20 protein-coding genes are annotated in these 25359 nt (G+C 67.8%); 8 read left to right on the top strand and 12 right to left on the bottom strand.

The window, feature by feature from the left end:
• The first annotated feature begins 64 nt into the window (after nucleotides 1-64).
• The 3 genes from ACSQ24_RS15565 (at nucleotide 65) to ACSQ24_RS15575 (ending at nucleotide 1971) form a co-directional block, all read left to right on the top strand.
• Nucleotides 65-679, top strand: coding sequence for an NYN domain-containing protein (locus tag ACSQ24_RS15565; RefSeq protein ID WP_436095547.1), 615 nt, complete (start codon nucleotides 65-67; stop codon nucleotides 677-679).
• A gap of 120 nt (nucleotides 680-799) precedes the next feature.
• A complete protein-coding gene (locus ACSQ24_RS15570) occupies nucleotides 800-1525 on the top strand; it encodes a superoxide dismutase (RefSeq protein WP_436095548.1) in 726 nt (241 codons plus the stop codon).
• Nucleotides 1526-1584: 59 nt separating this feature from the next.
• Complete coding sequence (locus tag ACSQ24_RS15575; RefSeq protein ID WP_436095549.1) at nucleotides 1585-1971, top strand: nuclear transport factor 2 family protein; 387 nt, start codon at nucleotides 1585-1587, stop codon at nucleotides 1969-1971.
• A gap of 5 nt (nucleotides 1972-1976) precedes the next feature.
• Here the strand turns inward: ACSQ24_RS15575 and smpB are convergent, their stop codons facing one another.
• Together smpB and dapA are read right to left on the bottom strand one after the other, a co-directional pair.
• Entirely contained in the window at nucleotides 1977-2450 is a 474-nt protein-coding gene (smpB, locus tag ACSQ24_RS15580; protein WP_110492638.1) for an SsrA-binding protein SmpB, read from the bottom strand.
• A 38-nt stretch (nucleotides 2451-2488) separates the two neighbouring features.
• Nucleotides 2489-3382 carry a 4-hydroxy-tetrahydrodipicolinate synthase gene (dapA, locus tag ACSQ24_RS15585; protein ID WP_436095550.1) on the bottom strand — a complete coding sequence of 298 codons (894 nt, stop codon included), beginning with the start codon at nucleotides 3380-3382 and terminating at the stop codon, nucleotides 2489-2491.
• Nucleotides 3383-3927: 545 nt separating this feature from the next.
• Here dapA and ACSQ24_RS15590 point away from each other — a divergent pair.
• Nucleotides 3928-5967: a transglycosylase SLT domain-containing protein gene (locus ACSQ24_RS15590; RefSeq protein ID WP_436095551.1), complete on the top strand. Its 2040-nt coding sequence runs from the start codon at nucleotides 3928-3930 to the stop codon at nucleotides 5965-5967.
• Between the two features lie 119 nt (nucleotides 5968-6086).
• Nucleotides 6087-6974: an alpha/beta fold hydrolase gene (locus ACSQ24_RS15595; RefSeq protein WP_436095552.1), complete on the top strand. Its 888-nt coding sequence runs from the start codon at nucleotides 6087-6089 to the stop codon at nucleotides 6972-6974.
• A gap of 178 nt (nucleotides 6975-7152) precedes the next feature.
• On the opposite strand, the gene ACSQ24_RS15600 is transcribed toward ACSQ24_RS15595, so the two are convergent.
• The 4 genes from ACSQ24_RS15600 to ACSQ24_RS15615 all read right to left on the bottom strand — a co-directional run bounded on the left by ACSQ24_RS15600 (nucleotide 7153) and on the right by ACSQ24_RS15615 (nucleotide 9711).
• Nucleotides 7153-7716 carry a methylated-DNA--[protein]-cysteine S-methyltransferase gene (locus ACSQ24_RS15600; protein ID WP_436095553.1) on the bottom strand — a complete coding sequence of 188 codons (564 nt, stop codon included), beginning with the start codon at nucleotides 7714-7716 and terminating at the stop codon, nucleotides 7153-7155.
• A 58-nt stretch (nucleotides 7717-7774) separates the two neighbouring features.
• Entirely contained in the window at nucleotides 7775-8731 is a 957-nt protein-coding gene (msrP, locus tag ACSQ24_RS15605; protein WP_436095554.1) for a protein-methionine-sulfoxide reductase catalytic subunit MsrP, read from the bottom strand.
• 117 nt (nucleotides 8732-8848) lie between these two features.
• Entirely contained in the window at nucleotides 8849-9391 is a 543-nt protein-coding gene (locus ACSQ24_RS15610) for an SRPBCC family protein (protein WP_436095555.1), read from the bottom strand.
• A gap of 11 nt (nucleotides 9392-9402) precedes the next feature.
• Nucleotides 9403-9711 (bottom strand): ArsR/SmtB family transcription factor, encoded by a 309-nt coding sequence (locus ACSQ24_RS15615; protein WP_436095556.1) that lies wholly within the window; start codon nucleotides 9709-9711, stop codon nucleotides 9403-9405.
• A 144-nt stretch (nucleotides 9712-9855) separates the two neighbouring features.
• Here ACSQ24_RS15615 and ACSQ24_RS15620 point away from each other — a divergent pair, with 144 nt between their 5' ends.
• The 3 genes from ACSQ24_RS15620 (at nucleotide 9856) to ACSQ24_RS15630 (ending at nucleotide 12686) form a co-directional block, all read left to right on the top strand.
• A complete protein-coding gene (locus tag ACSQ24_RS15620; protein ID WP_436095557.1) occupies nucleotides 9856-10764 on the top strand; it encodes a DMT family transporter in 909 nt (302 codons plus the stop codon).
• A 118-nt stretch (nucleotides 10765-10882) separates the two neighbouring features.
• On the top strand, nucleotides 10883-11434 hold the full coding sequence (locus ACSQ24_RS15625; protein WP_436095558.1) for a hypothetical protein: 552 nt from the start codon (nucleotides 10883-10885) through the stop codon (nucleotides 11432-11434).
• A gap of 118 nt (nucleotides 11435-11552) precedes the next feature.
• Nucleotides 11553-12686, top strand: coding sequence for an iron-containing alcohol dehydrogenase (locus ACSQ24_RS15630; protein ID WP_436095559.1), 1134 nt, complete (start codon nucleotides 11553-11555; stop codon nucleotides 12684-12686).
• A 141-nt stretch (nucleotides 12687-12827) separates the two neighbouring features.
• On the opposite strand, the gene ACSQ24_RS15635 is transcribed toward ACSQ24_RS15630, so the two are convergent.
• The 6 genes from ACSQ24_RS15635 to ACSQ24_RS15660 all read right to left on the bottom strand — a co-directional run bounded on the left by ACSQ24_RS15635 (nucleotide 12828) and on the right by ACSQ24_RS15660 (nucleotide 25211).
• A complete protein-coding gene (locus ACSQ24_RS15635) occupies nucleotides 12828-13814 on the bottom strand; it encodes a hypothetical protein (RefSeq protein ID WP_436095560.1) in 987 nt (328 codons plus the stop codon).
• A 10-nt stretch (nucleotides 13815-13824) separates the two neighbouring features.
• A complete protein-coding gene (locus tag ACSQ24_RS15640; RefSeq protein WP_436095561.1) occupies nucleotides 13825-15768 on the bottom strand; it encodes an OmpA family protein in 1944 nt (647 codons plus the stop codon).
• A 201-nt stretch (nucleotides 15769-15969) separates the two neighbouring features.
• Complete coding sequence (locus ACSQ24_RS15645; protein WP_436095562.1) at nucleotides 15970-17349, bottom strand: porin; 1380 nt, start codon at nucleotides 17347-17349, stop codon at nucleotides 15970-15972.
• 387 nt (nucleotides 17350-17736) lie between these two features.
• The gene (locus ACSQ24_RS15650) at nucleotides 17737-21945 is read right to left on the bottom strand and encodes a translocation/assembly module TamB domain-containing protein (RefSeq protein WP_436095563.1); all 4209 of its coding nucleotides are present in this window, start codon (nucleotides 21943-21945) and stop codon (nucleotides 17737-17739) included.
• A gap of 308 nt (nucleotides 21946-22253) precedes the next feature.
• Nucleotides 22254-24269, bottom strand: coding sequence for an autotransporter assembly complex protein TamA (locus ACSQ24_RS15655; protein WP_436095564.1), 2016 nt, complete (start codon nucleotides 24267-24269; stop codon nucleotides 22254-22256).
• Between the two features lie 174 nt (nucleotides 24270-24443).
• Nucleotides 24444-25211 carry a fumarylacetoacetate hydrolase family protein gene (locus ACSQ24_RS15660; protein WP_436095565.1) on the bottom strand — a complete coding sequence of 256 codons (768 nt, stop codon included), beginning with the start codon at nucleotides 25209-25211 and terminating at the stop codon, nucleotides 24444-24446.
• Nucleotides 25212-25359 lie beyond the last annotated feature (148 nt).

The following is a 25359-nucleotide window of genomic DNA, read 5'->3' on the forward strand; positions in this document are numbered from 1 at the left end:
ATTATTCAACCTTGATCCGCGCCGATTCTTATTGATCGACCCGATTTAAGCCAGGAGCCATTACATGGCAGGTGAACCGCGCATCGCGCTCTTCATCGACGGAGCTAACCTCTATGCGACGTCGAAGCAGCTCGGCTTCGACATGGATTACCGTCGTTTGCTCAAGGAATTCCAGGGCCGCGGCAACCTGATCCGCGCCTTCTACTTCACGACGCTGATCGAAAGCGAGGAATATACCTCGATCAGGCCGCTGGTCGACTGGCTCGACTATAACGGCTACCGGGTGATCACCAAGGCGGCCAAGGAGTTCACCGACGCGACCGGCCGCCGACGCGTCAAGGGCAATATGGATATCGAGCTCGCGATCGAGATGCTCGAGCTCGCCCCCCATCTCGACCACATCTACCTGTTCTCGGGCGATGGCGACTTCCGCCCGCTGGTCGAGGCCGTGCAGCGCAAGGGCGTCAAGGTCTCCGTGGTCTCGACCATCAACACCAATCCGCCCATGGTCGCCGACGATCTGCGCCGGCAATGCGACGAGTTCGTCGAGCTCGCGACCCTGATGCCGAAGGTCGGACGCGATCCGGCCGAGCGGGCTGCGCGGGCGCCGGCCGCCGGCAATCCGGGGCTGGAGCGCCGCTATGGCATCCGCCAGGGCGACGAGCCGCCGGAGGGCTGAACCTGCCCCACCCTCCTGCGTTGTCGATGAGTGAACGAGCGGCGCGACGCGGACAGCACTTGACCGCGACCGCAGCTCGCGCAAGCTCTGTTTCCGCAACGACACCCTGGAGGGCATGCCTTGGAACGCCGCAGCTTTCTCACCGGCCTCGTCGCCGGCTCCGCCCTCGTCATCGCCCGCCCCGCGCTGGTGCTGGCACAGACCGCGCCGGCGCCAGCCGCCGCCCCGCCGCCGGTCTTCACGCTGCCGAAGCTGGCTTACGCCTATGAGGCGCTGGAGCCGACCATCGACGCGCAGACCATGCGCATCCACCATTCGCTGCACCACCAGGCCTATGTGAACGGCGCCAATGCCGCGGCCGGTCAATGGGAGGCCTTGCGCACCACGCCGATCGAGACGGTGCTCGCCGATCTCAGCGCGGCCCCGGACAATGTCCGCACCGCCGTCCGCAACAATGTCGGCGGCCACTGGAATCACAGCTTTTTCTGGGAGCTGATGACGCCGGGCGGGGCGCAGCAGCCAGGCGCCGAGCTGAAGAGCGCGATCGACGGCGCCTTCGGCTCGATGCTCGAGCTGGTCCAGAAGGTCAACCAGGCCGGCGCGACGCGCTTCGGCTCGGGCTGGGCTTGGCTCGTCGTCGACAAGGACAAGAAGCTCGCGATCGTCTCGACGGCCAACCAGGACACGCCGCTCGAACTCGGCGCCAAGGCAGTGCTCGGCATCGATGTCTGGGAGCACGCCTATTACCTGAAGTACCAGAACCGCCGGCCGGAATACCTCGCCGCCTGGTGGAAGACGGTGAACTGGGACAAGGCGAACGAGAACTTCAAGAAGGCGACGGGCTGACCGACGGAACCTGTCTCGGCTTTCCCCGTTACGGTCGTGACGGGGAAACGAGGCAGCCCATGTCCGATGATGCGAGCGATATAGCCCGTGCCTGCTACCAGGCCTATGTCGACAAGGATCGGGCTGCGCTCGAAGCCCTCATCGCCGAGGATTTCCATTTCAGCAGTCCGCTCGACAACCGGCTCGATCGCGAGACCTATTTCGAACGCTGTTGGCCGAACAGCGACCGCATCCGTGCCTGCACGCTCAAGCACCTCATACCGATCGGCGAGACGGTCTTCGTCACCTATGAAGGCGAAGGCCTTGGCGGCAAGGGATTCCGCAATACCGAGATCCTGACGATCCGGGGCGGCAAGATCGTCGAGGCTGAGGTTTACTTCGGCTGGTCGCTGCCGCATCCGGCGCCGGACGGAAGCTTCGTCGAGCCCAACGAGCTTGTCGAATAGGCGCGTTATCCGCCGGTCTTCAGGATCCGCGCCTTGTCGCGGTTCCAGTCGCGGGCTTTCTCGGTCTCGCGCTTGTCGTGCAGCTTCTTGCCCTTGCCGAGGCCGAGTTCGACCTTCGCCCGGCCCTTGTCGTTGAAATAGACCTTGAGCGGGATGACGGTGTAGCCCTCGCGCTGGATCGCGCCCATCAGCTTGTCGATCTGGCGGCGGTGCAGCAGCAGCTTCCGCGGCCGGCGGACATCGTGGTTGAAGCGGTTGGCTTCGAGATATTCCGGGATATGGGCGTTGAACAGGAAGAGCTCGGTGCCCATCGGCCCGGCATAGCTCTCGCCGATCGTCGCCCTGCCGCCGCGCAGCGACTTGATCTCGGTGCCCTGCAGCGCGATGCCGGCTTCGAGCGTCTCGGTGATGGCATAGTTGTAGCGCGCCTTGCGGTTATCGGCCGCAAGCTTGTAGCGCTCTGGATCTGGTTTGCTCATCGAAACACTCCGGTAACCGGCATTGCCGGCTACCTCACTTAAGCATTCAGCAGGCCGGCGTGAACCATGGCGCTGCGAATGACGTCACCGGTCGCCGCCGTAACCGGCATCAGCGGCAGGCGGAGCTCTTCCTCGATCCGGCCGAGGCGCTTCAGCCCGTGCTTGGCACCGGCTAGGCCAGGCTCCTTGAAGATAGCGTCGTGCAGCGGCACCAGCCGGTCCTGAATCTTCAGGGCTCCGGCATAGTCGCCCTTCAGCGCGCAGGCCATCAGCTCGGCGCAGAGCTTGGGCGCGACATTGGCGACGACCGAGATGCAGCCATGGCCGCCAGCCGCCATATAGGCCAGCGCCGTCATGTCCTCGCCCGAGAGCTGGATGAAGTCCGGGCCGAGCACATGGCGCTGCTGCGAGACACGGGCGAGATTGGCGGTGGCGTCCTTCACCCCGGCGATGTTCTTCAGCTCATAGAGCCGCGCCATGGTCTCGACAGACATGTCGACCACCGAGCGCGGCGGGATGTTGTAGATGATGATCGGGATGCCGATCGCATCATTCACCGCCTTGAAGTGCTGATACATGCCCTCCTGGGTCGGCTTGTTGTAATAGGGCGTCACCACGAGCACGGCCTGCGCGCCCGCCTTTTCGGCGTGCTTTGCGAGAGAAATCGCCTCGATGGTGTTGTTCGAGCCGGCGCCGGCGATGACCGGTACCCGGCCCTTCGCCTGGTCGAGCACGATCTCGGTGACGTGGCCGTGCTCCTCATGGGAAAGCGTCGGGCTCTCGCCGGTGGTGCCGACCGGAACCAGCGCAGAAGAACCGCTCTCGATCTGCCAGTCGACCAGGGCGCGAAGCGTCGCTTCGTCGATCCTGCCGCCCTTGAATGGCGTCACCAGCGCGGGCATCGAACCGGTGAGGGGCGCATGCTTGGTCATGGACGGTCCTGAAAACGACAAAGTTCAGCTTGAAAGGGGCGACAGACATAGAGACTGTTAGTGACCTTGGACAGGGTTTGGGTGAGGTCAAACCGTCCGAATGCCAGGAGCATTGCGCAGCCGATACTGCAGTATCGGCAAGCGATGCGACGCCGCAGTCGGCCGGTTTCACCTCACCGCGTAGCGGCGTGGCGCTTTTGCCCGATTGCTGTGTCGCTCGTCACGGCCAAGCCGGAAGGCTTGGCCGCACCAAGCTCCTGGCACTCGGACAAAATCGCCGACGCCCAAGCCCTGTCCAAGGTCACTAACAGTCTCTAGCCTTTCAGCTGCAGTCCGCAAAGCCGGCAACCCATCAAAAATCGTGGCGGCATGGTTAGGACTTCATAAAGCTCCATCCTGGAGCATGGCCTACTGCTACGATCCGGCTTGCTTGGGGGGACCCCTTGATGGCGCTATCGCCGGGCCGACGGTTCTTCGGAACTGGCCTGACGCTCATTCTGGTGGCTATCGGACCCTGCTCAGCGGGCCCTGACGGCTCGCATCCATTGCAGGAAGAGCGTCTGGCGAGCGTCAACACGAACGTCGATGCCAGAAATGCGAGCGTCGATGTCGGCGTGACCGCTTCGCTCGCCCCACAGACCGAGCCCCCTGCCCCGCCCGTGCCGCCGGCCGAGATCGCCCGGCCGGAAGAGAAGATCGATCTCGAACCGCTCAAGAAGGTGGTCGCAGCCTATCGTGCCGGCAAGCTCGAAGAGGGCGACGCCATCGCCCGCGGCATCGACGACAAGGCGGTGCGCGGCATGCTGGAATGGGTCGCGCTGCGCAGCCTGTCCAATGTCGTGAGCTTCGAGCGCATCGCCGAATTCCTCGACGCCTTCCCGAACTATCCCGGCACGACGCCGTTCCGCCGGCGCGCCGAAGCGGCGCTGGTCACCGACCGGCGCAGCCCCGAGACCGTGCGCGCCTTCTTCCATGGCCGCGAGCCGATCAGCCCGGCCGGACGCATCGCGCTCGCCCGCGCCCTCGCCGCCGAGGGCCGCCAGGACGAGGCGCTGGCGCTCGCCCGCCGGACCTGGCTCAAGGATCATCTCGGCGCCGGGCTCGAGAAGATCGTGCTCGACAATTTCGGCGACAAGCTGACCACCGCCGACCATCGCCTGCGCACCGAGCGCTATCTCTTCGCCGGGAAGAGCGAGGAGGCGCTGCGCAATGCCGCCCGCGTCTCGCAGGACTATGTCGCGCTGGCCAAGGTCCGGCTCGCCAGCGCCAAGGCCAAGGGGCCGATCGCGCAGAAGCAGATCGACGCCGTGCCGGCGGCCCTGAAGAAGGACATTTCCTTCGCCTTCCTGCAGGCGCAGCAGGCGCGCCGCTCCGGCAAGCCGGCCGATGCCGCCAAGGCGATCGCCGAGGTGCCTCGTGATCCTGCCCTGCTCGGCGACGGGGATGGCTGGTGGGAAGAGCGCCGGCTGATCGCCCGCAAGCTGCTCGACGAGGGCGACGCCAAGGGCGCCTATGCGGTCGCGTCCGGCCACGGCGCCGAGGACACGGCCGAGCGCATCGACGCCGAATGGCATGCCGGCTGGATCGCGCTTCGCTTCGAGAAGGACGCCGAGCGGGCGGCAAAGCACTTCGCCGAGGCGGCCAAGGTCGCGGAGACGCCGATCTCGGTGGCGCGTGCCACCTATTGGCAGGGCCGCGCCGCCGACGCGCTCGGCAAGCCCGACGAGGCAAAGACGTTTTACGCCCGCGCTGCCGAGCACCCGATCGCCTATTACGGCCAGCTCGCCCGCGCCCGGCTCGGCCTCACCGAACTGCCGGTCCGGCGCACCATCGCGGCGCCGCTGGCCCACCTGCCCGGCTTCAAGGCGGCCAAGCTGCTCTATGCGATCGAGGCGCCCGATCTCGCCGGCCAGTTGCTGATCGACCTGTCGCAGCGCCTGCATGATACCGCCGCGCTGGAAGCCATCGCCGACATCGCCCGCCAGCGCGGCGACGCCAAGACCCTGCTCACCATCGGCAAGATCGCGCTGCAGCGCGGTTTCCCGCTGGACGAAGCCGCCTTCCCGACCTTCGGCGTGCCGGACTTCCCGTCGGTGGGCGATCCGATGGAGCGGGCCATCGTCCATGCCATCGCCCGGCAGGAAAGCGCCTTCGACCCGGCGGCGGTCTCGCATGCCGGCGCGCTCGGGCTGATGCAGATGATGCCGGCGACGGCGCGCGAGACAGCGCGGCGGGCGCAGTTTCCCTTCGAGCTCGACCGGCTGACCAAGGACCCGCTCTATTCGGCGAAGATGGGCGCCGCCCATCTCAACGACCTGCTCGGCGACTGGCGCGGCTCCTATATCCTGACCTTCGCCGCCTACAATGCCGGCTCGGGCAATGTGAAGAAATGGATCGCCGCCTATGGCGACCCGCGCTCGCCCGAGGTCGACGCGGTCGACTGGGTCGAGCGCATCTCCTTCACCGAGACACGCAATTACGTGCAGCGGGTGATGGAGAACCTGCAGGTCTACCGGCAGCGCCTCAACCAGCGCACCGCCTACATGATCGACTACGACCTGAAGCGCGGCGGCAAGCGCGACTGAGCGCCGGCCCGCATTCGCGATCAGCTCCATCAAAGGCCAGACAGCCCGACCGGGCTTTCGCCCCACCGCACGGCCATGGTTAGGTGCGCTGTGCCCGCCTTCGCCCCTCGAGTCCCCGCATGAATTCCGATACCGGCTTCCGCTCCCTGTTCATCAGCGCCCGCGACGGGCTGAAGCTGCATGTACGTGAATACGGGCTGCAAGCCGCTTCCCTCATGCCGATCGTCTGCCTGGCCGGCCTGGCGCGCACCTCCGCCGACTTCCATGAGCTCGCCCTGGCACTCTCGGAGGACGGGCCACGGCGTGTGCTGGCGCTCGACTATCGTGGCCGCGGCCGCTCCGACTACGCCAAGGACTGGCACGACTACGACATCCGCATCGAGCTCGACGATCTCATGCAGATGCTGGCTGCCACCGGCGTCGAGGAAGCCGTCTTCGTCGGCACCTCGCGGGGCGGGCTCCTGACCATGGCACTGGGGGCGGCGCGGCCCGCCGCGATCCGCGGCGTCGTCTTCAACGATGTCGGGCCGGTGATCGATGCGCGCGGGCTGCTGCGTATCCGCGGCTATGTCGGCAAGCTGCCGACGCCGCGCAGCTTCGCCGAGGGCGCCGAGATCCTGAAGCGGCTGTCGGACCAGCAATTCCCGCTCTTCGGCGCGGCCGAATGGGAGATGATGGCGCGCCGGACATGGACCGAGCGCAATGGCGCGCTGGTCCCGGACTACGACCCCCGCCTGCTGAAGACGCTGGAGGAACTCGACCTCGAGGCGCCCCTGCCCGAGCTCTGGCCCTATTTCGCGGCGCTGAACCATGTCCCGGTGCTGGCGATCCGCGGCGAGAATTCCGACCTCCTGGCCGAGAAGACATTAGCCGAGATGGGCACGCGCCATCCGCGCTGCGAGACCTTCACCGCGCCGGGCCAGGGCCATGCCCCCCTGCTCGGCAGCAAGGACATGGTCCGCCGTATCGGCCGGCTGATCGCGAAGGCTGAGAAGCAGGCGGCCTGAGGATCTTGTCTCCGAGAGCGTGCTGAGTTCACACGGAACCACCATCGTCATCCTGGGCGAGCGCAGCTCGGCCCGGGATCCATCGGAGAGCTCCGGAGCCTTACGATGGATCCCGGAGCTGCGCGGCTTCGCCGCTTGTCCAGGATGACCAAGTGGTTCCGAGTAAAATCCGTAGGCTCTATCGCTGCCTTGCCTGCAGCGGCAGGGCATCGAACAGAGACGGCTCGGCGCTGGTGCGCGCCTTCTCGATGGTCAGGATCTTCAGCTTCGTCTCGACGCCGCCATCGGCCGAGAAGCCGCCGGTCTTGCCGCCGGCGGCGAGCACGCGATGGCAGGGCACGATGATCGGGATCGGGTTCTGGCCGAGCGCCACGCCCACTGCCCGCGCCGCGCCAGGCTCGCCGATCCGCGCCGCGACCTCGCCATAGGTCAATGTCTCGCCGGGCGGGATCGCCAAAGCGACGGCGTAGACGCGCCGGTTGAACTCAGGCGTAGCCGAGAGATCGATCGGCAGATGCGCGAGATCGCGCCGTTCGCCGGCAAGCAAGGCGACGACGTCGTCTATCGCTTGCCGCACGAAAGCTGGCGGCTCGGCCTCAGCCGCTTCGGGAAAACGCTTCGCCAGCCGCCGCCGCGCCGCGTCCTCGTCGCGTTCCGGCAATTGCGCCGCAATGATGCGATCGCCCTGCCAGACCAGAGCGCAGGAGCCGATCGCCGTGGTGAAGAGACAGATGTTCTGCATGGGTCGAAGCTAACGCAGATGCCGCCTCTGCGGCACCCGCTTTCTGCCAGCGGGCCGATCAGGCCCAGAGCCGTTCCTTTTCCAGCCCCGTGTAGAGATCCGCCACCTGCTCGGCATAGCCGTTGAACAGCAGAGTCGGCTTGCGGTCGCGCGAGCCCAGCACCTGCTCGCTCGCCTGGCTCCAGCGCGGATGCGAGACCTCCGGGTTCACATTGGCCCAGAAGCCGTATTCGGAGGCCTGCAAACCCTCCCAGAAGGTCTTGGGTCGCTCGGCGACGAAGCTGATCTTGCTGATCGATTTGACCGACTTGAAGCCGTATTTCCAGGGCGTGATCAGCCGGAGCGGCGCGCCGTGCTGGGTCGGGATCGGCTTGCCGTAGATGCCGGTGACCATGAGTGTCATGTCGTTGGTCGCTTCGGCGATGGTCAGCCCCTCGGTATAGGGCCAGGGATACCAGCGCTGCGACTGACCCGGCGCCATCTTCGGATTCATGAAGGTCTGCATCTGGATGTATTTCGCCCCCGACAGGGGCTTGGCCAGAGCGACCAGGCTCTTCAGCGTGAACCCCGTCCACGGCACCGCCATCGACCAGGCCTCGACGCAGCGGAAGCGATAGAGCCGCTCCTCCAGCGTGACCTTGCGGATCAGGTCGTCGATGCCGATCTCGAACGGCTTCTCGACCAGACCGTCGATCGTGATCGTCCAGGGCCGCGTGACCAGACGCTTGGACGCGGCGGCCACCTCCTTCGAGGTGCCGAACTCGTAGAAATTGTTGTAGTTCGCCGCCAGTTCCTCGTCGGTCACCGGCCGGTCGAGCGTGTAGGCCGCGTTGCGCTTGGCCGGGTAGAGGTCGAGCGTCGGATCGGCCCCTTGCGCCGTGGCCGCTTGCGGCAGGGCAGCGCCGGCGATCACACCGGCACCGCCGGCGAGCCATTGCCGCCTGTTCAGGAAGACGGCCTCGGATGTCGCCTGGCTCTCGGGAATTTCCCAGCCGGCGCGGCGCTTGATCAGCATGACGGACATACTCCGTTGCAACGGAGCAAGTTTAGTCGATCCGGCGCCGGTTCACCAAGTCACGAGCGGGAGAGCAGCTCTCCCGCTCGCCTGGAGAACACAGCAGGCTGACTGTCCTCAAGCCTGCTGATCGGCGAAGCGCTTGGCATAGTCCGCTTCGAGCCCTTCGAGCCTAGACCAGAAGCCGCGCGGCGGATTCCCGGCGAGCTTGTCTTCCAGGATGCCGAGATGGACGTGCCAGCCGCCGGAGACGCTGGTCATCTCCGCCTTGTCAGCGAGCTTGCGATGCGTCAGCACCAGCCTGACCTTGTCGCCCTGTGGCGTGAGCTCGAAGGTCACCTCCGAGCTGGCGTCGCCCTCGCCCGGCCAGGTCATCGCCAGCGCCGTCATCGGTTCGTAGCGCGTCACGGTTCCCTTGGAGGGCCAGCCATTGTCGTTCATCTCGCGATAGCGCTCCGGCGGCCGTTCGCTGGTGATCTCGGAGTGTTTGAACAGGAGATCGGCCGCACCGCCGACGCGCGGCTCGATCTGGCCGGAGGCCAGCCAGGTGCCGCGCTTGTCGGACTCCGTGAGATATGACCAGACCCGTTCGACCGGGCCGGGCAAAAGGCGCTCGAAGCGGACAGCGCCACTCTCCAGAACCACACCATACTCGTTCATCACGTCTCTCCTCAGTCGTCTTCGGGTTTTGCGAGCTCTCGTTCCAGGCGGTCGAGCCCGGCATTCCAGAAGCCGCGGACTTGGCGGACCCAGGCCTCGAAGGCATCGAGGCCTTCCGGGTCGAGCCGGTAGATACGCCGCTGGCCACTGACCTCGACGCTCACCAGCCCCGCCTCCTTCAGCACCTTGAGATGCTGCGAGATCGCCGGCGCGCTCATGCCGAAATGGGCCGTGATCTCGCCCGCCGCCATGGCGCGCTGGCCCAGCATCTCGACGATGCGGCGGCGGGTCGGGTCGGCAAGGGCGGTGAAGCGATCCATGGTCTTTATTTAGTAATTCACTTAATTAAGTCAATACGGAAATTAAGGACTGCGATTGCGCGCCCTCCCCTTGCGTGTGCCGGGCTTGCCCTTGCGCGCACGAGGGGTCATGAGGATTGCCCTTCCCGCCTCGTTCGTCCGGTCATGCCCTCCCGAAACGCCACCCTCGCCGGCATCCTGATGATGCTGCTCGGCATCCTCCTATTCTCGCTCAATGACGTGATGGGAAAATGGCTGGTCGCGACCTATACGGTCGGCCAGATCCTGCTGCTGCGCTCTGGCGCCGCCTTGCTGGCGATCACCCCCTTCGTGGTGAAGCAGGGTCTCCGTCGTACGCTGCGGCCGGAGCGACCGGGTCTGCAGCTGCTGCGCGTCATGCTCGGCTCCTGCGAGGTCGCCTTGTTCTACTGGGCGGTGTCCTATCTGCCGCTCGCCGACACGATGACGCTCTGGCTGGCGGCGCCGGTCTGGGCGGTGGTGCTGGCGGCGCTGCTGCTCGGCGAGCGCGTCGACGCCAAACGCTGGCTTGCCGTGGTCGCCGGCTTCGTCGGGGTCGCGATCGCGCTCAACCCGTCGGAGCAGAGCCTGTCCCTGCCGGCGATCATCGCGCTGATCGGCAGCTTCTCCTTCGCCGCGATGATGATCATCGGCCGGCAATTGCGCGGAACGCCCGACGTGACCCTGGTCTTCTGGCAGACATTCGGCGCGCTGGTGATGGGCTTGGTGCTGCTGCCGTTCGGCTGGGTGACGCCGAGCCTGACCGATATCGGGCTGCTCGGCCTGCTCGGCATCGTCGCCATGGTCGCGCATCTGTGCGTGACGCGCTCGCTCAAGCTGGCCGAAGCCTCGGTCGTTGTGCCTTATCAGTACACGCTGATCGTCTGGGCGCTGGTCTTCGGCTGGTTCGTCTTCGGCGATTGGCCCAAGCCCGCCATGCTGTTCGGCTCAGCCCTGATCATCGCCGCCGGCCTCGCTTTGCTCGTGCTCGAACGGCGGGCGGGCAACTCCGCCTCTGAGAACGCCAAGGAGCGTGTTACCGTCGAGCAGAACTAAAGCATGTTCCGCAAAAGTGGGGACCACTTTTGCGATGAGAACATGCTCAACTTGGTCTGCGCGAATTCTTTTCGTTCAGCCGCTTCGGGCTGAACGGAAAGCGCGCGGCGGAGGCGCGATGGCCGAGGCTGCGAAACCGCCGGATTTCTGGGCCTGGCTGGGCGCCGCGATCTCCCTCGTCCTCGGCCTCTGGCTGCTCATCGCCGGTTTGCGCACGCTGCCGCTGGCGCGCGGCGATCTCCTGGTCGCCGACCATGTCGGCCCGATCAGCTACAGCACGCCGCTGATGCGTGTCAGCTCGGGGCGAAGCGGTTCGACCACCTACCGGACCCAGGACCTGTGGCTCGTCGCGATCGGCGGCAACCAGCAGATCAACTACCAGCGGCTCTATCGGCCAGCTCGTGGCCTCTGGGTCGATGGCATCGACCGGCTCGAATCCGGCCAGCAGGTCCGCTTCCTCGTCGATCCACACCATCGGCTGGTCTATGAGGCGACCTCGCGCGGCAGGACCTTCCTATCCTATGACGCCACCGCCGAAACGCGAACCAGCGCCGCCCATCGCTCGCTGCTGTTCGGCTTCGCATTGCTTGCCGGCGCCGTCTGGCACCTCTGGCCGCTGGCCTCGCGCTACTGGCGCGAACGGCAAGGCGCCGACGCGCCAGCACCCTGACCGCGCTTTTCGGAGAGCTGTCCTGCGTCGGCGGCGGGACGCTGGGGCTGGCGCCGTTGCGCCAAGCACGCCACAAATCTCAAGCCCGCCCGAACAGCTGAGCGGGCGGGAGGACTTCATGGCGACGATCACCTATCTGACCACCGTCCAGTTCGGCTTCGGCGAGCTCAAGGCCATCGCACCGAGCCTGACCGATCTGAAGATCGCGCGACCGTTGATCGTCGCCGATCGCGGCCTGGCGGCGACCGACCTGATCGAGCGACTACGCGCCGCCTCACCTGTGCTCGGTAACGCCCCGCTCTTCGTGGATACCCCCACCAATCCGACCGAGGAGGCCGTCGAGGCCGCGGTCGCGCTCTATCACGAGCATGGCTGCGACGGACTCGTCGCCATCGGCGGCGGCTCGCCGATCGACCTCGCCAAGGGCGTCGCCCTGCTCGCCAGCCATGACGGCCCGCTCGAGACCTATGCCGCGATCCTCGGCGGCATCCCGAAGATCACGAGCAAGGTCGCGCCGGTGATCGCCGTCCCGACCACCGCCGGCACCGGCAGCGAGGTCGGACGTGCCGCACTGATCACGCTGAAGGACGGCCGCAAGCTCGGCTTCATCTCGCCCTACCTGATCCCGAAGCTCGCCATCTGCGATCCTGAGCTGACGCTCGGCCTGCCGGCAGGGCTGACCGCCGCGACCGGCATGGACGCGCTCACCCACTGCATCGAGACCTATCTCAGCCCACGCGAGAACCCGCCGGCCGAGGCGATTGCGCTCGACGGGCTCAAGCGCGCCGCCGGCCATATCGAGCGCGCCACAAGCGACGGCTGCGACCGCGAGGCCCGCAAGGAGATGCTGATGGCGGCCCTGCAAGGCGGCCTGACCTTCCAGAAGGGCCTCGGTGCCGTCCATGCGCTCTCGCACCCTCTTGGCGGTCTCAAGCAGGTCTCGCTGCATCACGGCACGCTAAACGCCGTGCTGCTGCCGGCCGTGCTGCGCTTCAACGAATCGGCGGCCGCCGCGAAGTACGCCGAGATCCGCCGGGTGCTCGGCCTGCCCAACGATGCCGACCTCGCCGGCTGGGTCGCCGGATTGACGCAGCGCCTCGGCCTGCCGGGAACGCTGTCGCAGATGGGTGCACCGCGCGAGGTCCTGCCGGCGATCGCGGAGGCGGCGACGCAGGATCATTCGAGCGCGACCAATGCGCGGTCTGCGAGCGCGGCCGATTACCTCGCGATGCTGGAAGCCTCGTTCGGATAGGTCGAATATTGACCTGACTGAGGTCCATATCCGTCATTGCGAGGAGCGGAGCGACGACGCAATCCAGGGGCGGCAGAGCACCGTGGCAAGTCCCCCTGGATTGCTTCGCTGCGCTCGCAATGACGGCGGCAGCGCGGCGGTTCAGCGCTTGCGCTTGCCGCGCTTGCTCTTTGCGGCGCGCGAATGCTCGGTCTGGCCGCCGGCAGCAAGGATCTTCGCCTCGGCCTGCCATCGTTCCGCGACCTCACGCTCCAGGGCGTCGGCATGGTGGGCCAGGAAGCGCAGTTCCTCTGGCCCGAGCGCCGCGATCTGGTCGAAATGCCAGATGCCGAGGCCGTTCAGTTTCTCGGCGATGTCAGACCCGACGCCTTCGATCAGGCCGAGATCATCCGGCTTGCCGCCACGGGCCGCCGGCAGGAGATTGCCCGGCCGTTTGCCTTCGAGCGCCGCAACCGAGACCGGAGCTGGCGCGTCAGCCGCCGGCCCCGCCAAGGCGGCGGCCTGCTTCACCCATTCCTCGCGCTCGATGCGTCCAGGGAAAGCGAGATAGGCGCCAACCCATTCGACATTCTCTGGCGTCCAGGCAGCAATCTGGCTGAAGTGCCAGATGCCGAGCGCCTGCAGGCGCCCCTCGTTCTGCGGGCCTATGCCTTTGATCAGCTTGAGGTTATCGGCAGCGCTGCGGGCCGTAGGCAAGCCGGCCGGGCGCTTGCCGGCGAGTGCATCCTCACCCTCGACCCTGGGCATGCGAGCGGGCTCGGCCTCATGCACGCTGGCAGCAACCGCCTGTTTGGCCGGCGCCGGAAGTGCCGGGGCTGGCAGGGGCAGAGCAAGACGCGGCCCGGGCGCGGCGAGCGCCGGCAGCGCCTCGCCTTCGCTGGGGAACAGGCCGCCGATCAGGCAGCCGGCGCCATAGGCGAGCAGATAGAGCAACGCCGTCTCGATCCAGAATGCCGCCTGGTCGTTGACCAGCCGGAACCAGACCAACGCCGCCAGCGCGGCCCAGAGGATCGCAAGTCCGGCGACCGGGCCGCGCGGGCCGCCGCTTCCGCTGAGCCAGCCGAAGACGAGGCCGACCGCGAAGGCAGCGAAGAGGAACCAGGCGAACTGGGTCGCGAGATAGAGCATCGCCGCCCTCCTATTTCGCCACGGTGAACTGGACGCGGCGGTTCTTGATTCGCGCCTCGGGATCGGTCGGGACAACCAGCGGCCGGTCGGTGCCGTAGCCCTTGACCTCGAGCTGCGTCGCGGCGACACCGCGGCGGACCAGCTCTTCGCGGACGCGCTGCGCCCGCCGGTTCGACAGCTCGAGATTGTTGAAGCCGCTGCGCTCGCCATCGAAATTGGTGTGCCCTTCGATGGTCACGCGCGTGTTGGGGCACTGCTTCAGGATGGCGGCGGCCTCGGTCATTGCCCGTTCGGTTACGGGATCGAGAGTCGTGACCCCGGTTCCCAGGGCAAAGATGACGTAGTAGCGCTGCGTCAGCGCATCGAGCTCGTTCTGGCAGGTGCTTGCCGGGTCGATGACGCAACCGGTCTGGCGCATGCCGATCTCGGCCTTGCCGGAAAAGCCCTGCGGCGGGCCGCTCGCGAGATCGGTCTCGACCTCGTCGCGGATCAGCGCACGGCAGGTCAGCCCGCGGATAGTGATCTCCCGGCCGACGACGCTGGCCGAACCGAGATCGAGCCGCAACAGGTTCAGCACTACCGCGCGCGCCGCGACACCGAAGCCGGTCGGCGCCGCCGGCTGGATCTCGGTCTCGTCATTGACGCGCCCACGCAGCGGCGAGGCTTCGATCAGCGCCGCGATCGCTTCCTTGGCCGCGGCATCGGGCAGATAGCCGGTGAGATAGCCGCCGGATCTGTCGATCGAGGCGGTGAAACCGTAGCCCGCCGCAACGGGCGGCGCAGGCTGCGGCAAGGCCGGCGGCTCGGTCACGGCGGCCGAGCTCGGTGCAGCGGGATCGGTCGGTGTCGGTTGCCGCGAAGCGCCCGAGCCGGCGGGCGGCACCGGGGCGGGAGTCGGCTCGTTCTTCGGCGCCGGTGGCGGAGGCGGCGGGCAGACAATGCTGGCGAGCGCGACCGAATCGGGACCGTCGCCCTGCGCGATATTCAGCTTCAACGCCTCGCAGGCCTCGTAATTCTCCGGGCCCTGCCCCGAGATGCGGTAGGCGGCGCCTTCGATCTCGACCTTGCCGCTGCGCAGGCGGACGAGATCAGCGACGGCGCGCGTCACCTTGGCGGCGAAAGCCGCCGGCTCTCCGGCGGCCGGCAGCATGCGATCGGTCACCGCGCCGGGGGCCGGGAAGGCGCGAGCAAGCAGCGCTGCGATCTCCCGGCGCGCCGAATCGGACGGATAGAAGCCCGTGATCGTAATGGAGCCGGACGCGCTCTTCTCGGCGCTCCAGCGATAAGGCGCCACAATCGGTGGGCTGAGCGCGCAGTCGACGCGCGTGAAGCCCTTCGGAGCAGCGGTGGAAGCGCTCTCGCGCAGCGCCAGGAAATTCTGTGGTGTCGCGGCAGTGCCCTCGACGCAATAGCGCGTATCGTCCAGTGCGACCTTGCCTGCGGAGAGCTGTCCGAGATCGCGCATCAGGCTGCCGGCGAGTTCGGCGAAGCCGGGCGGCGCACCGAAAGCGACCTTCTGCTGGTCGTCGACCCGCAGCTCCGGGCCAAGCGCCCGCGCCGCAGACACGCTCGCCGTGGCAGTCGCCTCGTCGGGCACGAAGCCGGACAATGTCACGAGATTGGCCTGCCGTGTCGCCGACCAGCTGTAAGGCTTCTGCGCGATGACCTGCGTCAATCCGCCGAGCACACGGCGGACGCCGAATTCCGATTGCAGCTGTGCCAGCGCCTTGCTGGCGCCATCGGCCGTGACGGCTTCACCGTCGAGATAGACATCCCGGCCGCTGACTCGGACGGACACGCCGCGCGCGCCGGAAGCGGCTCCCGCCACCGCGTTTGCCGCAAGCGCCCTGGCTTCGATGTCACGACGCACAGGCTCGGTCTTCAGGACGTTGGCTGACGCCCAGAGCAAGGCCAGTGGAACAAGTCCCCAGAGCCAACCGGCGTTTCGCGCCATGCCGAAATCCCCGCCTCGTCCGAAGGGTCGCTCGCGCCGAATCCGGACGTCCGCGGCCCCCTGCAATCACGCCCCATCGCAGCCTCAAGTCAAGCAAGAGGCCGCCTGGCTCTTGTGAGGGACAGACAGGGTTTCCGCGCTCCGGAAACGAAAAAAGCCCCGGGTTTCCCCGGGGCTTTCCTTGAACGATCGGAAGATCGATCAGAAGTCGCGCTGGATGCGGAGGCGACCGGCCCAAGCATCGTCGGACTTGATGGTGTTCGGACCACGGAACCCGGCGTCGGTGCCGGCCAGAACGGCCTGCTTCAGCTCGGTGCGGGTGTAGAGAACCTCAACACCGATATCGAGACCAGAAACCGGCGACCAGATCAGGTTACCAGCAACGATCAGCTCCTTCGGATCAAGCGGACGGGCAACCACGCCCGGGACCGCCTGGTTGGCCAGGACGTAGCCGAGCTTCAGCTCGGAGTACGACGCGGCCAGCTCCGACCGCAGGGTCGGGGTCCAGAAGTGACGCAGAGCAGCGACAACCGACCAGCCGGTGGCGGTGTTGACGCGGCCGAGACCGTCGACGCTGACGTCGCCGATGCCGAGCTGGGCGTTCTGCGCCAGGATGCGACCCGAGCCGAAAGCGCCACCCCAGCCGAGATAGCCGAGAGCGCCGTCAGCATAGGCAGCCTGCAGGAACAGGTGATCGCCAGCCGCAAGCATCGGCAGGTTGATCTTCACGCCACCCTGAACAGCAAAGCCCCACTCGTCCTCGTTCCGGACGCCGAGAGCCGCATTGTTGATGCTGCGCTGGGTGAGAGCACCCGACAGCTGAGCCGAACCCCAACCCTGATCGACGCGCAGCGAGGCGACGACATCGGGGAAGTTCGTGCCGAGCAGGCTGACGCCGGCCGGGCCAACAACGCCGTTCTCACGACCACCGGTGCCGGTGACGCGGTCTTCGAGCGAGATCGTCGCCGAGAAGCCCGAGCCGAACGTGGCGGTGTAGGCCAACAGGTTCAGACGCGAGTCAGCCGTGCGGACCGTCGTGTAGGTCAGGTCGTTGGCGTAGAAGTCGAAGAACGACTGAGCGCGACCAGCGGTGATCGGGCCGAACTGGACGAAGGCCAGATCGAGGTTCGACTGAGTCGCGTTCGCGAACAGGCTGCCAGCGCCCGGAGTGGCGGTCGGACGCGGGTTGCCCGGGGAGACGATGCCCTGGTTACCGCCGGCGGCCGTGCTGTTGTAGAAGCCGGAGCTGACGGTCAGCTCGTAGCGGAAGAAGGTGCGCAGCGTGCCATAGGCAGTCGCGGTGCGGGCGTCAACGTTCAGACGACCGCGCGAGCGGGTGCCGTAGCCGTCGCCGGTGTCGCCGTAGCGCGAACCGATGGTGTACTCAGCGCGAACACGGCCACCAACGCGAAGGCAGGTGTCGGTGCCCGGGATGTAGAAGAAGCCTGCGCCGTAGGCGGAGCAAACGCGAACGTATTCGACCGGTGCGGCCTTCCGCGAAGGAAGGTCGGCGGCCTGAGCCCCGGCAACCGCGGCGATGCCGGCGGCGGAACCGAGGAGGAGGCTCTTTACGAGCTTCATTTGATAACCTCCAAAAGAGTTTCGAGACCCTCGGGCGTCGGCGCGTTCCTTGCCGGCGGCCCCAGGAGACCAAACCAGCGAACCCGCTTATCCCGGTCTTTCGCCCGCGTCCCCGAACCGTTCGGAGGCGAAGACGAAAAACAGCGACCGGGAACGTCCCGCCGCACGCTCACCATTACGAATGCCCGGCCCACGATCAACCACGATCACGCCACAGTCCCCACCGCGAACCCGCTTTGCCCTCCGGTGTTGCACCTCGGCCACGCTTTGACCGCCGAACTTAAGAGAGCGTTAACCGCATAGGCTCGTTTGCGGGCTTTCCAGAGCCGCCTATCCGCCATTCCGGCTGCGAATCTGCGGCGTCATCTCAGCGATTGAGTCGGGACGTCAGTATTCCCACTCGGCCCCGACGCCGACGGCCGCACTGCCGTCCGCATTGGTCTCGGCCTGGAGTTTCAGGCGGCGCGTCACATCGATGCCGACCGAGACGCCGCTGTCCTCGGGCTTGGCGCCGGCCTTCACGCCAAGCGTGACATTGTCAGAGATCGCGCGCGAGACGCCGACCGTCGGCCCACCCGGTCCCATTTGGACATCGAGGTTGTCGACGCCGAGCGAGCGACGGATGCGCTCGAAGACGTCGTCGCCGCCGGCGCCGGAGAACTGCGCCGCGGTCTGGGCGAGCTGCAGGGCCTGGAACGGCGAGAGCGAGCCGGAAGCCCGGGCGAAGAGCAGGCGCGAGAGCACCTCGTCCGGCGGCAGCTCGGGTGTGGAGGAGAAGGTGAATTCCGGCGCCGACGCCTCACCCGAGATGATGATCCGGGCAGTGACGTCTGCGGCGCGGGTCTCGGCGACGAAGTCGAGCGTCGGCATGACGTCGCCGGAGAAGGTCAGACGCCCACGGCTGAAATCGAGACGCTGGCTGGCGATGCTGAGCCGCCCGCGCCGAAGCTCGAAGCCGCCGGTCAGCGCCGGCGCGCCGGAGGTTCCCGCCACACGCAAGTCACCGCCAAGCTCGGCGTCGATGCCGCGGCCACGGATAAAGACGCGCCCGGGCGCCGAGACGGTAATGTCGAGCACGGCGTCGAAGGCCGGCGCGCGAGCACCCTTTCGACTCGCGGCCGCGCGCGCCTTGCGCTCAGCCGCGAGCCGGGCTGCGGCCTGGCCCTTGGCATTGACGTGGCGGATGCCGTCGATCGGCCTCGAACTCGACGGCAGGCGGTCGGGCACCGCGACCTCGATGGTCGCGACGTCGAGACGCCCGGCGATGCGCGGCCGCTGTGCCAGCGGGCCGGTGAGATCGAGGTTGAGATCGGTGACCGCCCGGACCAGACCGCTGTCGACGAGCTGGGCGCGCCTGCCTTCGATGCGAATCGTGCCGGGGAAACCGGCCTCGGGATCGAGCTTGACGTTGCCGCGGGCGGAAAGCGTGCCGCCTCCCGGCGTCTGCGCCGCGAAGCGCTCGATCACCAGCTCGGGCCCATTGGCCGCGAGGCGCGCTTCGAGCCCGGTCAGCTTCACGCCCTGCAGCGCATCGCTGAAGCTGCCGCCGGAGAGCGTCGCGCCACCGGAGAGGCGTGGCGCGGCGAGTGTGCCACCGGCGCGCAAGTCAAGCGCGAGCTGGCCGGTCAAGCGCCTGCCGTCGGCGGCGAGCTGGGTGTTGGCGAGCGCCGCATCGGCGCGGCCCTGAATGGCGAGGTCGAGCGCGCCGTCGCCGCCGAGCGGTGCCGTGCCCTTCGCGGTCAGGCTGACGAAGCGGCCGGCGTTCAGGCTGGCGTCGAGGCTGGTCTGGCGGCCGTCGAGCACGCCCTGCCCGGCGATCTCGATCGGCGGCAGGCCGGCAGAGCGCGTCTGCGGCGCGACGAGGCGGGCAATGCGTACCCGCCACGGGCCGGTAGGAGCTTCGGGCGTGCCCTTGATCGTCGCCTCGGCATCGAGCGTGCCGGAGAGATCGAGCGTCGGCGAAGCAAGGCGCGCGGCCGAGAGCGGCACGTTCTGCGCGGCGAAGCGCAAATCAAGGGTCTTGCCGGCCTCGCCGTCGAGTGCGATCCGGCCACCATCCAGCGCGATGGCGAGGTCGCGGATCGCGACGCCGCCATCGGTGGCGATGAAGCTCGCCGGCTTCGCCAGCGCGATACGGCGGCCATCGCGGGTCGCGGTGAAGCTGGCGAGGTCGAAGCGCAGTGGCTCGGCGACCGAAAGCCGGCCCTTGGAGGCGAGCGAGAAGCCGCGAGCGGTGGCGTCGAGGCTGATGTCGCTGGCGTCGGCGGCGCCCTTCGAGACGAGGCGGATCGCGCTCACCGGCTCGCCGGCGATCACGGCACGATCGACCTGGACAGTGCCATTGATCAGCGGCTTGCGCAGCGCATCGACGATGGCGACATCGGCATCGAGCCGATCGAGCGAAAGACTAGGCGCGACAAGCTTCTGCGCGCTGGCCTTCAGATCCAGATTCTGGCCGCCGGTCGGACGCGCCAGCTTCACATCGGCCTCGATCCGGCCGCCAAGCTTGGCAAGCGCCAGCGCCGAGAGATCGTCGAGATTGCGCGCAACGAGCTTGAGGTTGCCCTCGGCCAGATTGCTGGCGTCGAGATCGAGGGCGCCATTCAGCACGACCGAGCCGATCGCGATGTCGAGCTGCGGCAGCGCCCAGCCACCTGGGTCGCGCTTGGCAAAGCGCAAGACGCCCGTCGCCGGCCGGCCATCGACCTCGCCGGAGAGCTTGGCGTCGCCGGACAGCGCGCCCTGCAGGTCGCGCAGGATCGCATCGAGCGTCAGGCGCGGCACCGGCCGACCGAGCGCGGTCGCATTGCTGATCCCGGCCCGAAGCGTGGCGTCGAGTTTGTCGAGCGGGCCGGTCAGCGTCGCATCGAAAGCGCCCTGCCCCGACAGCTTCGGGTCGGCACGGCGCAGATCGGGAATCGCGATGTTGGCGCGCAGGCTCGATCCTTGGGCGCCAAGCGCGCCGTCGGCCGTCGCCGCGACATGGGTTCCAGCGATGCGCAGGCCGTTCACGACGAGGCCACTGCTGCCGGGCACCCTGATCTCGCCGCCGAGTGTGAGCTTGCCGGCGAGCAGGCGGTCGAGCGCCTCCTGGCCGAGCGCCAGCGCTTCGGCGCCGCCATCGAGCTTGACGGCATAGAGCCTGCGCTTCGGCTCGGCATCGACATCGGCGGCGACAGTGGCGGCGCCCTTGAGCGGGCGGCCGGCCAGCGTGCTGAGCCGCGAGAGATCGGGCAAGCGCGCCTCGACCTTGCCGAGGATGCGGGCCGGGTCAAGGCGGCCGACATAGCCGAGCTCGGCCCCGCCGAAGGAAAGCTTCAGCGTCTCGAATACGCCGCCTCCGCCTTCCGACGCAGTACCGCGCAAGGTGAAGCGCAGACGGTCGCCGACGAAGCGGGCCAAACCGGGATCGGCGAGCGCGACGCCGGAGGCTTCCCCATCGGAGACCAGCACGGTGCGCGTCGCCGGATCATTGAGGGCGCCGGTCGGGGTCGCGGTGAAGGTGAAATCAAGCTTGCCGAGCTTGCCGGCCGGAACACTGGCGCCCTCCGCCTGCAGGCTGGCGTTGACGCGCGGGCCAGCGGCCGGACCCCGGATCGTCGCATCGAAGGCGAGCTTGGCGATCTCGGCGCCGGAGGCGACGGTGCGGCCCTCGGCATTGGGACGTGCGGCAGCCGTTACCTTGAAGTCGAGCGTCTTGTCAGCGCCGTAGAGCCCGTTGATGTCGAGCCGCGCCAGCGCAGAGACCAGCGCCATCTGGTCGACCGAAATGGCACCGGTGTCGGCGAAGGCCACCGTGCCGTCGAGCCGGGTCGAGCCCTCGAACACCGGCGCGACCGGCGGCGGCATCAGACCGGCGATGCGCGAATCGAGCGCGAGCAGCAGACGGCGCGCCGTGCCCTGGCGGCTGAGATCGGCGGTGCCGTTGGCGCCGATGGTCGGGCCGGCGGTGAAGGCGAGCGTCGCGCGGAAGCGGTCGAGCGGACCGTCGCCGGTGAGGTCGAGCTTGACCGGCGGCCGGTCCGGCAGGTCTGCGATAGTCGAGATCAGGCCGCCCGCCGGCTCGTCGAGCTTGAGCGCGAGCTGGAGCTGCGTCGATTGCGGCACGAAGCGCAGATTGACGTCCAGGGTGCCGCCCATGTCGAGACGCCGGCCGGCAAGCCGGAAATCGAGCCCCTCGTTCGGCGGGCCGAGACGGGCCGCACCCGTCGCCGACAGCCTGGCCGGCGCGCCGATCACGGTAGGCCCCAGCGCGAGCTCGCCGAGCTGGAAGGCCTCGATGATCACCTTGAGCGGCAATTCGGGCAGGATCGGCCCAGCATTGGCCTGCGCCGCCGCAGCGGCGGGATCCGGCAGCGGCTTGCGCAGGATCTCGAGCTTGCCGATCTCGAGCCGGTTGACCTCGAGCCGGCGCAGCAGCAGCGCCGAACGGGTCCAGATCAGCCGGGCCCGGTCGAGCCGGAGCCAGGGGCCGTCGCGATCGGAGATGACGATGTCGCGGATGGTCGCGTCGGACGAGAGCGCGCCATCGACGGCACCGATCGCGACCTGGCTGCCATCGGTCGAAAGCGCCTTGGAGATCAGGTCGGCCAGCACGCCGCGCTCGCCGGCGTTCTGGGCGAAACCGCCGAGGCCGGTGACCAGGACCAGCGCCGCAGCGATGACGAGCGCCGCGAGGCCGGCGAGCAGGCCCGGCAGACGACGGAGAGGCGCTAGCCCTCCCCCCTTGTGGGGGAGGGTTGGGAGGGGGGTGACTGGGTGAGCGCTGAATCGCCCGCGATCGGCCTCACGGCTGACTACCCCCCTCTCTAACTCTCCCCCACAAGGGGGGAGAGGACGGGTCGCGGATCCGCGTGCCGATTTCCAGCTTGCCAGCGCTCTGACGAAGAAACGGAGCGCACCCATCAGAAGGCCTGCCCGATGCTGATATAGAGTGCGACCGGCTTGTCGCCCTTGCGCGGGTTGAGCGGGGCTGCGACATCGACACGGATCGGCCCGATCGGCGTGTAGTAGCGCAGGCCGAGGCCGGCAGCGTACTGCATCTTCTCCTTGAAGTTCGGGAATTGCGACTCGAACGCCATGCCGGCGTCGAAGAAGGGCACGATGCCGATCGTGTTGGTGATCTTGATGCGCGCCTCGACCGAGGCCTCGAACAGGCTGCGCCCACCGGTCAGGTGATTGAGCGGGCCGAGCGGCGAGAGCGTGCGATAGGCGTAGCCGCGCACCGAGCCGCCGCCGCCGGCATAGAAGCGCCGCGTCGCCGGCACCTCGTCGAGCGCAGCACCACCGATCGAGCCCAGCCCGATCCGGCCGGCGAGCACATAGCGGGCGTCCTCGTCGAGGGCGTAGTAGCCGGAGACCGAGGCCTTGCTCTGGACGAAGGGCGCATCGCTGTCGCCGAAGGCGGCATAGGGCGTGACCGAGGCGGCAACTCTGATGCCGCGGGTCGGGTCGAGCTGGCTGTCGGTCGAGTCGTAGCGCAGCGACAGCGGCACGCCGAGCAGCATGTAGTCGACCTGGCCGAGCACATCGCTGGTCTGGCCGCGTTCGGCCTCGATGCCGGCCTGGATCGAGAAGACGTCGCTGAAGCGATGGCGGATGGCGGTGGTGATGTTGGCGTAGCGCGCGGTGTAGCCGCCATAGCGGTTGGTGCCGACGCGCTCGCGCACGCCGCTCGCATCGATCAGCAGGTCGTTGCGGCTGCCGCCGAGCGCCGGCTTCAGGAAGCTCGCGGAGAAACGGGCGCCGAGATCGGTCGGCTCGAAATCGCCAAAGCGCTGGATCTTGGTGCCGTCGATGCGCGGCGCGAGGAAGACGGAGGCCTCCAGCCGCAAGCGCTCGGCGCCGCCGAAGAGGTTGCGGTGCTCCCAATAGGTCTTCACCGCCGGGCCATCGATGGTCGAATAGCGGGCCGAGAAGCCGAGCAGGCGCTTGGGCCGTTCGTTGACCTCGACGAAGATCGGCAGATTGCCGCCCTGATCGAGCGTCGTGCCCTCGCGGATGCGCACCGAGCCGACGGCGGGAATCGTCGCGATCGACTTGCGCGTATCCGTCAGCGCCTTCGGTGAATAGGGCTCGCCCGGCTCGAGATAGATGAAGGAGCGGATCACCTCGGCCGGAATGTCGCCGGTCTCGGTGACCGAGACGTCGCCGAAGCCCGCGACGGGACCGGGATCGACGACGAGCGCGACGTCCATCGTCTTTGCGGCATGGTCGACGACGGGGCGGACTTCGACGACGCGGGCGAGCGGGCGGGACTTGCCGCGCCAATAGTCGACGAGCGCGGCCTGGGCGGCGCGGATCGAGGACGAGGTCGCGGGCGCGCCGGGCACGAGACCCGAGACCTTGCCAGGGTCGGGAATCACCGCTGTGGGATCGCGGCGCGCGCCCGGCACGATGTCGACATTGCGCAGCGCGAATTGCGGCCCGGGATCGACCGTGACCACGATCGGCGCCGGGGAGCGGTTGCGGTAGCGCTCGGCGGTGGGGGCGAGACCAGGCGGCGGCTCGCCGGCCTGCGTCACCGCGACGCCATCGACCGCGATTGCGACCTGCGCGTTGAAATAGCCCTGGGCCCAGAGCGCATCGATCAGCGGGTTGATGTCGGCGGCGGCGCGGCGCGCCAGGGTCTCGCCATCCGGCGGCGCATCCTCGCGCAGGCGATAGAGCAGAGAGGCGTCCTGCAGACTGCGTTTCAGCGAGCTGGCATCGGGCACATCGCCGAGCTCGAAGCGCAGTTCATAGGGTACCGTCGCCTCGCTGACCGGAGGCGGCTTGTCCTTCGTGCCGAAGAGATTGAAGACGTCGAGCGATGACAGGTCGAATGCCCGCGCAGGCGAGGCATCACCGGCAAGAATCGCCGCGAAAGCGCAGACGCCCCCGCCAGCTAGTCCGATCCCCCGCCTTCGCCATGACCGCATCAAACCTCCAACGCAACCGAACTAGAACGCAGCGAATGCGTTGATTTTGTGATCGCGCCTCCAATTGATCACAATTCGACGCTCGGAATTAGCGCACGTTCAACCGAAAATCTGAACGAATCGTTGGCCATCCGGACTTTACCGAACGGCCAACGATCGGACCGCGGCCTGGTCTCAGTCGCCCTGCTCAGCCAGCGCGAATGAGATCGCCGTGACCGGGTCGAGCCGGGCGATCACCGGGCCGACCGTCGGCGCGAGCACGCCGCCGCAGAGGCTGCCGGTGGTGATGATCTGGCCGGCCTTGAGCGGGCCGAGCGGCCCCTCGACCGGACGATTGGCCCAGGCGAGCGCGGTGACCAGCGGATCGCCATTGGCATGCAGCGCCTGGCGCTCATAGAGCACGTCGCCGTCGAGCTCGACGGTGCAGGTCAGGGCCGGAACGTCGTCGAAGATGCTGAAGGGAACCTCGGGGCCGATGAGGTAGCCGCCATGGCCCATGGCATCGGCGAGCCAGAGCGGGAACGGCACATTGGTCCAGTCGGCGATGCGGCTCTCGACGATCTCGATGCCGACGAGGGCCGCGTCGCAATGCTCGATCAGCTCCTCGCGGGTATAGGGCTGGCCGGGCCGGAGCGGCATGTCGCGCCCGAGCCGGATGGCAAGTTCGATCTCGACGCGCAGCTCGGCCCCGTGCACGCCGCGATAGGTGTCGCCCGATTTGAGATAGGGCCCCGGCATCAGGCCGGCCATCGGCCGGCCGCCCTCGCCGAGCGAGACCTTCCAGCCGGCGAGCGGGTAGCCCATGCCGCGGTTGACCTCGGCCTGCGCGGCGAAGCCGGCATCGACATCGGCGGGAACCGGCAAGGTTGCGATGTCGACCAGCTTGTGGCCACGGCGAGCGCCGATGAAGGCGCCAGCAAGAGTGTCGGTCGTCACAGCCATGGTCGTCTCGTCCCTGTCGCCGTCGTGGCGGAACCGCGCCGCCTCATGCTCTCTGGCTACAGCATCGACCGGCTTCCGGGAACCCGGAGATCGCACCGGCGATGACGCGGACGGAACAATCGATCGAGAAGCCCACGGTTGCCAAAGG

Source organism: Allobosea sp. LjRoot237 (genome assembly GCF_964253285.1).
Taxonomy (GTDB): domain Bacteria; phylum Pseudomonadota; class Alphaproteobacteria; order Rhizobiales; family Beijerinckiaceae; genus Allobosea.